This is a genomic window from uncultured Corynebacterium sp. (assembly GCF_946998835.1).
In the GTDB taxonomy this organism is placed as follows: Bacteria; Actinomycetota; Actinomycetes; order Mycobacteriales; family Mycobacteriaceae; genus Corynebacterium.
The window spans coordinates 40,698-53,833 of sequence record NZ_CAMQAZ010000006.1 but is presented as its reverse complement, the minus strand read 5'-3'; the positions used below and the strand labels follow the sequence as shown (position 1 = coordinate 53,833).

16 protein-coding genes are annotated in these 13,136 nt (G+C 60.3%); 15 read left to right on the top strand and 1 reads right to left on the bottom strand.

All coding sequences use genetic code 11. The features are described from left to right. Positions 1 to 18: 18 nt before the first annotated feature. Both Q0U90_RS03275 and Q0U90_RS03270 read left to right on the top strand, forming a co-directional pair. A complete protein-coding gene (locus Q0U90_RS03275) occupies positions 19 to 378 on the top strand; it encodes a hypothetical protein (RefSeq protein ID WP_297451721.1) in 360 nt (119 codons plus the stop codon). Positions 379 to 691: 313 nt separating this feature from the next. Further along, complete coding sequence (locus Q0U90_RS03270) at positions 692 to 2,404, top strand: terminase family protein (protein WP_297451718.1); 1,713 nt, start codon at positions 692 to 694, stop codon at positions 2,402 to 2,404. Positions 2,405 to 2,599: 195 nt separating this feature from the next. Here Q0U90_RS03270 and Q0U90_RS03265 read toward each other — a convergent pair whose 3' ends face one another. Continuing rightward, positions 2,600 to 2,743: a hypothetical protein gene (locus tag Q0U90_RS03265; RefSeq protein WP_297451715.1), complete on the bottom strand. Its 144-nt coding sequence runs from the start codon at positions 2,741 to 2,743 to the stop codon at positions 2,600 to 2,602. Between the two features lie 284 nt (positions 2,744 to 3,027). On the opposite strand from Q0U90_RS03265, the gene Q0U90_RS03260 reads away from it, so the two are divergent. From Q0U90_RS03260 to Q0U90_RS03200, 13 genes are all read left to right on the top strand, one after another. Beyond that, positions 3,028 to 3,345, top strand: coding sequence for a hypothetical protein (locus Q0U90_RS03260; protein WP_297451712.1), 318 nt, complete (start codon positions 3,028 to 3,030; stop codon positions 3,343 to 3,345). Continuing rightward, positions 3,346 to 4,839: a hypothetical protein gene (locus Q0U90_RS03255; protein WP_297451709.1), complete on the top strand. Its 1,494-nt coding sequence runs from the start codon at positions 3,346 to 3,348 to the stop codon at positions 4,837 to 4,839. It begins immediately after the preceding gene. Then, positions 4,836 to 7,100, top strand: a complete 2,265-nt coding sequence (locus Q0U90_RS03250; protein WP_297451706.1) for a phage minor head protein — start codon at positions 4,836 to 4,838, stop codon at positions 7,098 to 7,100. The genes Q0U90_RS03255 and Q0U90_RS03250 overlap by 4 nt, the downstream gene beginning before the upstream one ends. Next, positions 7,097 to 7,345: a glutaredoxin family protein gene (locus tag Q0U90_RS03245; protein ID WP_297451703.1), complete on the top strand. Its 249-nt coding sequence runs from the start codon at positions 7,097 to 7,099 to the stop codon at positions 7,343 to 7,345. Before Q0U90_RS03250 ends, Q0U90_RS03245 begins: the two co-directional genes overlap by 4 nt. After that, the gene (locus Q0U90_RS03240; protein ID WP_297451700.1) at positions 7,346 to 7,501 is read left to right on the top strand and encodes a hypothetical protein; all 156 of its coding nucleotides are present in this window, start codon (positions 7,346 to 7,348) and stop codon (positions 7,499 to 7,501) included. It abuts the gene before it with no gap. 85 nt (positions 7,502 to 7,586) lie between these two features. Next, positions 7,587 to 9,236: a major capsid protein gene (locus tag Q0U90_RS03235; RefSeq protein WP_297451698.1), complete on the top strand. Its 1,650-nt coding sequence runs from the start codon at positions 7,587 to 7,589 to the stop codon at positions 9,234 to 9,236. A gap of 81 nt (positions 9,237 to 9,317) precedes the next feature. Beyond that, entirely contained in the window at positions 9,318 to 10,043 is a 726-nt protein-coding gene (locus Q0U90_RS03230; RefSeq protein ID WP_297451695.1) for a hypothetical protein, read from the top strand. 2 nt (positions 10,044 to 10,045) lie between these two features. Further along, a complete protein-coding gene (locus tag Q0U90_RS03225; RefSeq protein ID WP_297451693.1) occupies positions 10,046 to 10,261 on the top strand; it encodes a hypothetical protein in 216 nt (71 codons plus the stop codon). 83 nt (positions 10,262 to 10,344) lie between these two features. Then, positions 10,345 to 11,121, top strand: a complete 777-nt coding sequence (locus Q0U90_RS03220; protein ID WP_297451690.1) for a hypothetical protein — start codon at positions 10,345 to 10,347, stop codon at positions 11,119 to 11,121. 209 nt (positions 11,122 to 11,330) lie between these two features. Next, positions 11,331 to 12,011 carry a hypothetical protein gene (locus Q0U90_RS03215; RefSeq protein ID WP_297451686.1) on the top strand — a complete coding sequence of 227 codons (681 nt, stop codon included), beginning with the start codon at positions 11,331 to 11,333 and terminating at the stop codon, positions 12,009 to 12,011. A 7-nt stretch (positions 12,012 to 12,018) separates the two neighbouring features. Further along, positions 12,019 to 12,537, top strand: coding sequence for a hypothetical protein (locus tag Q0U90_RS03210; RefSeq protein WP_297451683.1), 519 nt, complete (start codon positions 12,019 to 12,021; stop codon positions 12,535 to 12,537). 11 nt (positions 12,538 to 12,548) lie between these two features. Next, positions 12,549 to 12,710 carry a hypothetical protein gene (locus Q0U90_RS03205; protein ID WP_297451679.1) on the top strand — a complete coding sequence of 54 codons (162 nt, stop codon included), beginning with the start codon at positions 12,549 to 12,551 and terminating at the stop codon, positions 12,708 to 12,710. 3 nt (positions 12,711 to 12,713) lie between these two features. Then, positions 12,714 to 13,127, top strand: coding sequence for a hypothetical protein (locus Q0U90_RS03200; RefSeq protein WP_297451676.1), 414 nt, complete (start codon positions 12,714 to 12,716; stop codon positions 13,125 to 13,127). Positions 13,128 to 13,136 lie beyond the last annotated feature (9 nt).

Below are 13,136 nucleotides of genomic sequence, written 5' to 3'. Positions count from 1 at the left end.
AGCACGATAGGAGAAACATTGACCGCGTGGCTGCACACTTGCACCATCAACGACCTCACCGGCGTCACCGCCGAACACCCGCCCGTCCGAGTCTGCGGTGACGCCACAACGCTCATGGACACATTCGGGAACACACACCCCGAATACGTCCGTCGCGGTGACACCTGGGTGCGCACCCGGCCACACCGCATGAACCCCGACGGCACACCCGACCACGATAAAACCCAGTGGTCGAACGCTAACGGGCAACTCGCCATCACACACGAAGACACCAGGCCATGGCACCCAACCAGCGGGGAACACCACCGGGTGTGGTATCAGGACAACAAGGAGGCCTCAGTGAAATCATCGCCTGGCGATACGGGAAATAACTGCTAAAATAAACCACGGTTCACCGTTTAGATGCCGCACGCATCCGGACACCGCTCGTGAACCAGCGCGCACAGCCCAGACTGCCACCACACAGGCATAGTCTGGGCTTTACTTATTCCCCCACAAAAGAAAACCCCACCATGCCAGACTTCCTCGAAAACCACGGCTTCACCCAGCAAGACCAAGACAACGCCGCAATAAAGAGCTACGCCAGCACCATCGCCGCGTTCTATCACGAACTACGCGATAACAATATCTCTGCAAGCCACGCCCTCACACTCACAAAAACATTCATACACGAAACCATCCAAGCAAACACATGACAACCAACCACCTCACCCACCTCATCAACCAACACACCACAGGATGGACCCCCGCCCAAAAACACGCCCTCACCCAACGCATCCAAGCAGAAACAACACGCCAAAGCGTCACCCACGACTACCCCACCCCAGGCGACCTAGCCCAAGCAATCGACCCAAAAACAATCCAAACCCCAGCCCTAAAACTAATCGACCATCAACTCAGATGGGCGCTCACCACACCAGACGCGCGCCTAGCGATTAGCATCAGCCCCCAGGAGGGCAAGACCACCCGCGTCGGCATCTGGGGCGTCCTCCACGCCCTCATCGAAAACCCCGACCGGCGCATCGTCCTAGCCTCCTACAGCGTCAACCTCGCAAGAAACACAGCTCGCGCCGCCCGCAATATCATCCGCGAATACGGCACCGGCGCACGCGACAGCCTGACAGGAGCCCCACTGCCCGACCGCCTGGGAATCTCCCTGGCAGAAGACAACGCTTCCGCATCATCATGGTCAATCCGCGGCCATAGAGGAGGAATGTACGCCGTCGGCGTCGGCGGCTCACTGACCGGTGAACGAGCAGACGTGCTCATCATTGACGACCCAGTCAAGGGCATGCTGGAGGCCGACAGTGTCATCGAGCGCCAGAAGGTCATCACATGGTGGGAATCCGTGGCACAAACCCGACTCGCCCCCGGCGCACCGGTAATTATCATCATGACCCGCTGGCATGAAGATGACCTTGTGGGGCATTTGGTGAAGCAGGACCAGGCGAAGGGTGCGGATACGTGGCGTGTGGTGAATATCCCGGCGATAGCCACGCCTGGGGTGCCGGACGCGCTGGGGCGCGCCCCTGGTGTGGCGATGGAGTCAGCGCGCGGGAGAACCGTGGAGGATTTTGAGCGTATCCGTGATGACGTTGGTGAGCGAGTGTGGTCAGCGCTGTATCTCGGCCGACCAACACCTGCCGGCGGTGGCCTTTTCTCAGCTGAATGGTTCGCACGCCACCGCGCCCCATCACTGCCTAACAGTGGAGTGGCGGCCACCATAGTCAGCATCGACCCAGCAGAAACCGGGCGACGCGACGAAGCTGGAATAATCGGCCTATCCGTCACAAGCGACAGCGTCGCATGGGTGACAGATGACCGCTCGGGTCGGATGCAGTCGGACGAGTGGGCGCGCGCGGCGGTGCTCCTGGCGCTAGAGCTTCGCGCCGGGGAAATCCTTTTCGAAGCTTTTACCACGGGGCAGACATACGAGCGGGTAATTAGTAACGCCTGGGAGCGCGTGCGCAAGGAATCTCTTTTGCTTCGCGCGTCCGATGGCGATGTAGCGGACGCCGCGATTGCCTACGCTGACGACCCGCAGCGCCCCGCGGACTGCTACCGCGCTCTCAATGAAGTATCCATGGTGGCAGTTCCCAACCAGGACAGCCCCCCGTTTCGTATCCAACCGTGGCGAGCAAAAGGTGACAAGGTCGCCCGCGCCGCAGGTACCCGCCAGGCAGCATCAACCGGCAGACTCCGCATCGTCGGCACACAACCCGAGCTGGAAAACCAGGCCGTGTCGTGGCTGCCAGGCCAGCACTCCCCGGACCGCATGGACGCTCTCGTCAATGGCTTTGAACGCTGCATGCAGCTAGTCGGAGGCCGCACGCAGATTGCGACGCCGACCGATACGGTTTCTCCCGCGCCGGGCGCTGGGTTTTGGGCATCGACTATCGGTTAGCGCGTGGCCGGTTTTGCGACCATTCGAGAATATCTTTTTCTAGCCATAACGCGGTTCTGGAATCTAGATGCCTGACCGGTGCGGGAGCTTGGCCCCTAGTGACATAGGCAAGCCATGTTCGCAGTTGAACTCCGATGTGGTCCGCGCACTGGCGGCCAATCCAGTATCGGTCGCCAGTGCCGGTATCGAGGATGACTAGCATACGTCAGTCCGGTTTTTGTAGATGGTAAGCGCGACTGCGTAGATGATGCCAACTGTGAAAATTGTCCACGCAAGTGGGCTGGCATGGAGGGACAGAAGTGCTATGCCGATGATTCCGTAGAAGATGACGTCCTTCATTGTTTTTCCTTTCGTTTTGTGGGGTAAGGTGGGGAGGGAACCCCTCCCCGGATAGTCCCTCTATCCGGGGCGGGGTTCTTACTTTTTCTTCGTTATTTTCTTCCTTTCTGGCCTATAGAGGATTAGCTCTAGGGTCCTATTTGCTTCGTGCCATCCGATGAGGATTGTGATCACGATTGCTATCCAGTCCATAACATCACCTCCTTTCTATAACCCATTATACATACTGTAGTATGTATTGGCAAATCGTCAAAACGTCACCCACCACACGCACCATGGTGGCCATGACAACACTCATCGCCACCATCATCACCGCCCTCGCCACCATCCGCATCACTCGCCTCATCACCACCGACAAAATAGGCGAACCACTCCGCACATGGGTCACACAACGCAACGGCGAAACCGGCTGGTTCACCTTCCTCATGCACTGCCCATGGTGCACCGGCTACTGGGTAGCCCTCCCCGCCACAGGAACCCTCTGGGCATTCACTGACGCCGCCGCTCTCACCGGACTACCAACCGTCATCGGCTTCATCGCCGCATGGTCAGCACTGGCCTACATCACCGGATACACCCTCACCAACCTCGAGGACCACTAAATGCGCATCACACAACGCCCCACAGAAATCGCAGCCCCCACCCTCACCGCCGCAGCCACAAAACTCACCATCACCGGCACCCACAACCAAATCAAAAAACACACCGGCCACAACGACTGGACCCGCCGCGCCTGGCACTACTACGACGCCATCGGCGAACTCGGCTACGTCTGCGAATGGATTGGCGCATCGCTATCTCGCGTCCGCATCATCCCTTCCAGCATCAACCCAGACACGGGACAACCCACCATGGAATGCGACGACCCCCACGTCGCTCAAATCGTCACCGACATCGCAGGCGGCCCCGCAGGACAAGCCACCATGCTCCGCCGAATCGCCACCGGACTCACAGTCCCCGGCGAAGCCTGGATAGCCATGATTGTCCGTGAAACCGCCAGCACCACTGTCGAAGAATGGCACGTCCTCGCTGCCGACGAAATCAACGACCGCGGAACAAACATCACCCTCCAACTCGACGACGGCACCGACCACACCTTCAACCCCACACAAGACGTCCTCTTCCGCGTCCACCGCCCACACCCTCGAAACGGGCGCGACTCCTACAGCCTCACCCGCAGCGCCCTACCAATCCTCGCTGAAATCGAACGCACCACCGCGGCCATCGACGGCGCAGGCAAATCACGACTAGCAGGAAACGGCCTCCTCCTGGTCCCCCAAGAAATCAGCATGCCCGTCGCCACCCCACCCCGCGCCAACCCAGATGCCCCCGGACTCCCCCAAGAACCCGTCACCATCGACCAACCAGTCACCGCTGCCGACATAATGCAGCAACTACAGCAGGTGATGACTACCGCCATCGCCGACCCCACCAGCGCCGCATCCATGGTGCCCATCGTCATCAAAGCCCCGGCGGACGCACTCGACAAAATCCGACACATCAAACTCGACTCCGACGTCACCCAAACCAACCTGGAAACCCGAGACCGCGCAATCCGACGCCTCGCCATGGCCCTCGATGTCCCCGCCGAAGTCCTCACCGGCATCGGCTCCACCAACCACTGGTCAGCATGGGCCATCGACGAGTCCGGCATCAAGGCACATATTGAGCCACTGATGACCCTCATCTGCGACGCGCTCACCACCGCAGTGCTCCGACCACTCCTCGAAGCAAGCGGACACCCACATCCAGAGGACTACGTCGTATGGTTCGACTCCTCCCCGCTGAAAACAAAATCCAACCGCGAAAAAGACGCCATCGATGCCTTCGACCGTGGAGCAATCAGCTCCATTGCCCTGCGCCGAGAACTGCAGTTCGACGAACTCGACGCAGCCGACCAAGACCCAGACTTCGACCGGGCACTAGCAATCCAACTCGTCACCAAGGCCCCCAGCCTCTTCCCCATGCTCGCCAACGTCATCGGAATCAACGCCGACCTCACCCAGCCGCTTGCCAACACGGCGCAACAATCCGCGCCGGGCACCGAGGACAGGCCAGCACCACAAACACAGCCAACACAGGACGGCACACGATGAACCCCAGCGAATTGTTTGACGCCATCGAGCGAGGACTAACCGCAGCAACTGAACGCGCCATACGCACCTGGGTGGGCACCATCACCCCCCAGGTGTTCCCCACCGTCACCGCCGCCGGGGACGACAACGTCACCATCAACCTTGAAGCAATCCTCGCCGCCACAATGGAATGGCTCGACATTTGGGAGAAAGAAGCATCACCAGCAGTAGCGGCAGCAGCTGCGGCATCGGAAGCAGCAACGCTAGCCGTCCGGGGCGTGACACTGACCCCCCACGATGTGGAGATGCTGGAATCCCTGCAGGAAATCCTCACCGACACCAAAGCAGCCCTGGCCGCGATGAAACTGCCAGCCGATATAGCCACCACAGCCGAAGCTGTCCTCACACTCCCAACATGGCAAGACGCGATCAGTATCTACACCCGCAACGCGGTGAACAAAGTCGTTGGCATGCCAGAAAGCGTGTACCGCGACCTGATCACAAGCCTCATGCAGGCCACCGTCGACGGGGACCTGTCCCTCTTCGAACGCGCCCGCATCGTCCGCGCATACCTCAACATGGACGACGAAGGCGGCTACGAGCAGTGGATGATTCGCGCGAACCGCATCGGCCGCACCGAAACCAACAACGCCATGAACCTCGGAACGCTGCAGGCAGCGAAAGAAGAGCAAGCCATCACCGGCGAAACTCTCCATAAAGCCTGGGTAGCAACCATGGACAGCCGCACCCGCGACTCTCATTTCGCTCTCGACGGCATGCGTCTACCACTCGATGGGAAGTTTCCCGTCGGCGGGTGGGAAGCAGAACACCCCGGCGACCAGAACCTCCCAGCCCACGAGTGCATCAACTGCCGCTGCTCACTGATGATCCTCGGTGAGGACGAACCGCTCCCAGGGGAAGCCGATAGGCAAACCGAACGGGAACGCGCCGACGGGACTATCCACTCACCAGCCGAGGAAGTCGCGCGTCGCGCCAAGCAGGGAGTCACCCGTGCGCGTGACGATGAACCCACGATTACTGCAGCACTGGAAGGGACACGACCCATGCGACGAACCTGGTCAGGAATCCTCGCCCCCATCGGGCAGCGAACCGGCGATGACCGCTCTATCGCACCTGATGCCACCATCACACACCGCGAACTCCCACTACCACTGATGTGGCAAAAGACCACCACCGGCGGGCACGACACCAGCGTCATCATCGGAAAGATTGACGCCGTTGACATCAGCGACGACGCGGTCCGAGCCACCGGCATCATCTTCGACACCCCAGAAGCAATGGAGGCACAAGCACTCCTCGACGACGAGGTCATTCGCCCCTCCGTGGACCTTGTGGACGTGGAACTGCGATGGGACTTTTACGACGCAGACGGAAACCAAACCAGCGAAGAAGACTGGGAGACCACCCCGGACGCCGGTCGCATTATCGCCACCATCACATCCGGCGCCCTTGCCGGTGCGACGCTCGTGTCCACCCCAGCATTCGAGGGAACCAGCATCACCTTGGGCGATCCGGAGGAAAATCAGCAACCAACCGATGAGGACACCGCCCTTGTCGCCTCTGTAATGAGTGAGGACCCCATGCCCAGCATTGAGTGTTTTAAGAACCCACAATTCACTGGCCCCACTGCGCTGACCGTCGAACCAGACGGCCGTGTCTACGGCCACCTCGCGCTATGGGGGACCGAGCACATCGGCGTTGGCCGTGGTGTGACACCGCCGCACTCCAACACCAACTACGCTCTTTTTCACGTCTCCACCCTGCACACCGACGAGGGGCCAATATCAGTTGGGCGCTTAACTGTCGGCTGTGGCCACGCAGACACACGGATGGGGATGCGCGCTGCCGCCGACCACTACGACACCGTGGGCACCACATGGGCATTCGTGAAGGCCGGGGAAGACGAACACGGCATTTGGGTGGCAGGCGTCGTCAATCCTGACGCGGACTCCACCGCCATTACCGCAGGCGCATCGGCCCCGCTTTCCGGCGACTGGCGCAACGTCGGCGGCAACCTCGAACTTGTCGCCGCACTGTCAGTAAACACCCCCGGGTTTCCTGTGCCACGCTCCTACTCAACCACCCCGGAAACCATGAGCGCGCTCGTCGCCTCCGGTGTCATGGGTCGACATCACTGCCAGGAAACCATCGAAGGCATGGTGGAGCGCGCAGTCAATAACCACTTCGCGGCCCGCAGCCGGGAGAACAACGCCGCGGCCCTAGCCGCCAAGGTGCTCGCAAGTCAGGTGAACCAGCAGTGATTACCGTCTACGGCAAACCCGGCTGCCAGTCCTGCCGAGCTACCCGCCGCGTCCTCGCCAAGCAGAACACACCATTCCAATACATCGACCTTGCCGAGCACCCAGAACACATGAAACACATCCGGGGTCTCGGGTACACGGCCCTGCCGGTGGTGACAGTCACCAGCCCTGACGGTGACCTCATTGACCATTGGGCAGAGTTCAGGGTCGAACGAATCAAGAACATAAAAGGCATGGAGGCATAAATGTCATGTGGCGCATGCGGGGGTTCCTACCGCCCCGCACAGTACAAAGTCACTTTCGACGACGGCAGCGAACGGATTTACTTGTCCGAAACAGAAGCCCGAATCGCGGCGACCAACGCCGGTGGCGGGCACATCACCCGCGTGGAAAACACGTAGGTCACCTCCCCCACATACGACTAATAGCGACCCCGAAAATGCAGCTTCTCGGGGACCGCAACACTTGTAAAGGAGAAGAGCGGGAATGTTTACGCTACCCGAGAACCTGCCAGCAACGACAGGCGAGCTCACCGAGCTACGAGCCGAAATCGTCACCGCGTTCAACACGCTGTACAGCGACGGTAAGGATGTGACCGCAGAGAAGCTCGCCACGCTTCAGGAACTGTCGAACAACCTGGAAACCGTCGATACCGCAATCGCCGACGCGAAGACCGCCGCAGAGGCCGACGAGCTAGCCGAGAAGTTCAACGCCGAGACCGCAGACGAAGCCACTGACGCTGACACCGAGCCAGCCAACGACACTAACAACGACACAGACGGCGACGCAGACCCCGAGCCACACGACACGGCGGAGGACACTACTGACAAGGACGAGGAAAAGGACACCGCTGTGACCGCATCCGCAAAGACCCGCTTCGCTAACGCAGCAGGCACCACCAACCCCGAGCTTCCCCGCCGCAACGTCGGCTTCCGGCTCACCACCAGCGCCCAGAACTACGAAACCGGCGTTGTGGACGTCACTCGCGTCGCCACCGAATTCGCCAATCTTGCCCACGGACACTCCGCCCGAGTCGTCTCCGGCTCCGGTGGTGCCGCATCCACTACCTTCGCCTACCTCGACCGCGACATGCCCGCCGAGTACACCATCGACGACGCCAACGACGCTGGCCGAGCTGAAGCTGTCATGGCATTTGCAGCCGACGAAACCAACCTCAACGGTGGTTCCCTCACCGCAGCTGGAGGCTGGTGCGCACCGTCGGAAACCATCTACGATTTCCTCCCGACCCTGCAGGCCACCGACTTGCTGTCTCTTCCTGAAGTCACCGCCACCCGAGGCGGCCTGAAGTTCCCGAAGGAGCCGTCCTTCGCAGACATCTACAAGAACTTCCCAGGTTTCCAGCAGACCGAAACGCAGGCGCAGGCCAACACCGAAAAGACCTGCGTGGAAATCCCGTGCGACGAGTTCGAGGAACTCCGCATGGATGTCATCGGCCAGTGCATCACTTCCGGTATCCTGCAATCCAAGGCATGGCCGGAGCAGACCGCGAAGTACATCAACGAGGTCGTCCGCGCCCACCAGCACCGCCTGTCTGCATACAAGATTGACAAGATTTCTGCAGGCTCCCCCGCTGTGACTGTCACCGGCGTGTTCGCAGGCTCCGGCGCGCTCCTCAACGGCATTGCGTTGCAGGCTACCGACATTCGAGTCAAGCACCGTATCCCGCGCACCCAGTCGATTGAGGGCTTCGCCCCAGCCTGGTCCATTGAGCTCATGCGCGCCGACATGGCATTCCAGCAGGGTGTCGAGGTCAAGGATGTTAGCGACGAGCAGATTCTTGAGTGGTTCCGTAAGCGCGGCATCAATCTTCAGTTCGTTGTCGACTGGCAGACCGATGTCATCGGCGGCGATAAGCCGGCAACCGCATGGCCGACCGAAGTCAAGGTTGCTCTGTACCCGTCCGGCACATGGATTAGTGCTGTGGAGCCGGTCATCAACCTTGGTATCAATTACGATCACGCCCTGTTGAAGACCAACAAGCGTGTCGAGTTGTTCACCGAGGACGGTGTACTGGTTGGCAAGCGCGGCTTCGAGTCTCGCCTTGTCACTATCCCGGTGAAGGTCGACGGCATGGTCGGTGTGCGTGGCCCGGCAGCTGGTGCTGCTGCTGGCTAGTTCCTAGCTAACCCGATGGCGAGGGGCGTGGGTAATAGTGCCCCGTCCCTCGCTTTTTCTATCCGAAACGGAGGAAACATTATGGCTGGGATTCCAGCGAACCTTGTGAAGCTTCCAGACCAGAATCCACTGCCCTATGGGCTGTATGACGCCGCGATTGTGCAGGATGTGCCCACCGTCCGTGGTGGCGTTCTCATTGAGCCAGACGGAGTAGCGTCCGGGCAGTGGGATACCTCATGCAATCCAACTACCCCGAATCAACCGAAGGCCGGCGCAGTAGCTGAGCCAGCATCCGCCGGGGCGTTCGGCGTGTGGGCAGCCCACGAGTGCAAAACCGTGGGTTACTCGGACGATATGGCCACCGCCCGCGCGGTGGCTGCGTTGAGAGTACGTGAACCACTGGAGGCTGAGAAGCACCTCGCGGTACGGCTTGCGGCAGCACCGTCGGTAACGGCCGCGAATATCCTCACCCAGGTCGGCGAAGCGGAGAAGGCACTAGCCACGACGAACGCACCCGGTGTGGTGCATGCTGCTCGTTGGCTACTCCCAGCGATTGAGAAGGCTGGTGGTGTGATTCGCCAGGGTCAGGCGCTGTTCACTCCAGGTGGGCACCGATGGGTGTTCGGCAGCGGCTATGAGGAGCTGGGAACAGCGATCGTGGCAACCGGGCGTGTCGTGGTGCAGCGCGACCCGGTAGCAACATCCGTGGCAACAGCGCTGCAGACGAATACCCGCTTAGCGGTCGCGGAACGCACCCTCACAGTCGCAGTTGAAGCACCAATGACTCTCGTAAAGATTGGAGGCTAATCATGGCTGCACGAACGCCCCGGAAGAAGAAGCTTCCGGCCACAACGGTAGAACGCCCAGACGGGCGCATCGAGGTGTATCCCGTAGCCGCGGGAGACACAGAAACCATCGCCTCCGCGCTGGTCAGCGCGGACAAAACTGGGATGGTGCGCACTATCACGGCCCCGAACGGGTGGGTAGTGCCTGCCGCTGTCGCAAAGTCTGCGGGCCTTCTATAGGTCACCCGCCGGACATACGAATAAGACATGCACGCCCCGCGTGGGGCGCTGCCACAACCACAAACATTGGAGGATTTTCCAAAATGGTAGCAACAAGCATCGTGCGTGGTAAGCGACTCCGCGCAACCCGCGTCGGAAACTGCGGCCTGCCAAAGGCCGGTGAAGCATCGACCATCGTCACCGACGGCTTCGTCACCGTGAAGATGAGCAAGTCCATGAAGGACGCCGAAGACTTAGAGCAGACCAACGCGGATGGGCAGGTGTGCGTCGCAGACCGCACCCCACCGGAGCTGAAGTGGTGGGAAGTCGAGATGGAATTCTGCCGCGTTGACCCGCTGCTCCTGTCCTTCTTCACCGATGACCCGCTGGTCCTGGATTATATGCAGAAGCCGGTTGGTTTCCGCTCGTCCAAGCGGGTCAAGGTCACCGAGGGCGCGGCACTGGAGCTATGGACCGGTACCGGCTCCGATGACTGCACAATCCCGACTGATGATACTGTGCTGGCTCCAGGGGCAGCTGCTGCAGCTGCCCGTTACGGGTACTTCCTGATGCCCTGGCTGAAGGAAGCAACGATGGGTGATTTTGAACTAGGAGCGTCGGTCGCAACGTTCACTATCTCCGGCATCACTGGTGCTGGACCGAACTGGGGTCGCGGCCCGTACAACGTCGTGCCGACTGACGCGAAGAACACGCCTGGTCGTCTTCTTACCCCGATGGGGATGGAGCACCTACATTTCCAGTCGACGACTATTGCCCCTCCGGAGGTTACCGCCGAGCCGCAGGCATTGACTTTGCCGCAGCCGTACTTTGGAGAGTCCGCTGCTGTAGCCGCTGGTGTGGTCACGGTGGGAGACCAGTAAGTTCCGGTCACCGAGGGTAGGTAGTAGTACTGGTGTGGTGCTTCGGGGTGGCGATGTTGTCCAAATGCGCTCCGCTGTTCGGGCCCCGGAGTACCACTTTCGCGACAGTCACTCCGCAATAACAAGCCCCGCCCGGGGACGGTTGCACAGGCCGCCTCGGGTGGGGTTTGCCTATCCAGCTAGTCACCTCACAGTGGGACGCTACCGACATGAGCGAAGCACTATGCACCTGGCCAGTCGACGACTATTGCCTTCCCGACAATGCAGACCCAATCATCATTCGCGAGTGCGTAGATACCGCCGTTGGAATCCTCTGGGCGCTCACTGGGCGACGATTCACTATCTGCCCGACCACTGTTCGGCCGTGCCCACCGCAAACAGCTGGGATTTGCCCCACCCCTGGAGCAACGTATCTTCACTGTTCCCGCTCCGGCTCAATCCAACTGCCGGGCCCTGTGTACAAGGTCACGGGGTTCACCGTAGCTGGGCAGAACATTGACCTGTCCTCGCTAATTGTTGACGGTGACCGTATCTACCGACACGCGGGTGAACCGTGGCCGGACCAGAACCTCAACGTGGCGGACACGGAGCCCGGCGGATGGAGCATCACCTACCTGAAAGGCATTCCGGTGCCACCCGGCGGTTCGCGGTGCGCGGCGCTGCTGGCGAAAGAGTTCTACGCAGCCTGCACCGGTGGGCGCTGCCAGCTCCCTCGCCGCGTCCAGCAAGTCCAGCGCCAGGGTGTCACAGTCACCGCCGTTGACCCGCAAGACATCTATGCCAGCGGCGCGACTGGACTAACGGAGGTTGATATTTGGATTCGCGCTCACAACCCGAACCGAATGTCAGAACCGGCCACTATCTGGTCACCTGATCTGCCCATCTGGTAGGAGCCGCATGATGAATAAAACTGTCGCTGTTGTCGGGCAGGTAATTGAGGCGATGCGTTCGCAGTTCACCAGTGACGCCGCCACTGCCCCACTGGGCGGAGTCGTCCCGACGATTGAGCACCGGCCAGGGGCAGACGTTGCTCTCGATGGCCTTCAGTACGAGAATTGCACCGGAATCGTATGGGTAAATGTCCTGCGCATGTACCGAACCACTGTGTGGCCGAATGAGGACGACGGAGGTATCCACCCCTGTCATGGAGCGCTAGCTGTCGTTATCCAGGTTGGTGCCGCCCGGTGCGTGTCCACCGTCGACGCGCAGGGCTACCCGCCGCCACCGGACGCGATGGAATACGACGCGCTCGTCGGGTTAGATGATGCCGACCGGCTGGAGAAAGCACTCTGTATAGCGTCGCGGGAAATAGACCGACTGAACCTCGCTAACGGAACGGTTGTCGGCTCGTCGGAACCCATCGGCCCGCAGGGGGGAATCCTCGCATGGGTGAAAACAATCAACGTTCAACTGTAAGGAGAAGAAAAATGGCTACCCGTCGACCAAAGAAGACACAGGAACCAGAGACAATCACTATCCGAGGTGTGTGCAACACCGTGTATCTTGCGCGCGGCCAGGAAACAACCGTCACTGTGACAGAAGTGGTGCGCAATCTCCTATCCCTCGGTGTCGTGGAAATAGTCGAGTAAATCATGTCATCTGAGTTCACAATCAACTATGGCGAAATGAATGCTGTATTACAGCATGAAACGACCCTTCTGGTACGTAAGGCTCAACGCGCAACCCTGAACCAGGCGAAGGTAACCTCCCCCGTCGATACGGGGGCTTTGCGTAATTCACACACCCAAGGGGCAATCACCTACAGCAACGGCCGTGCAACATCTGATATCGAGGCTTCCGCTGACTACTCGCTGGCCGTGCATGAAGGGTCCCGCCCTCATGTCATTCGGCCACGGCGAGCGAAAGTGCTCGCATGGCGCGGAACAAACGGCATGGTGTTCGCCCGCTCGGTGAACCACCCCGGCGCAAAAAAGAGGCCCTGGCTCCTCAACGCTCTAAAGACAGGTGCCGGAGCGTTGGGGTTTGAGGTCACCGCAGGGGAATAGAACAAACTT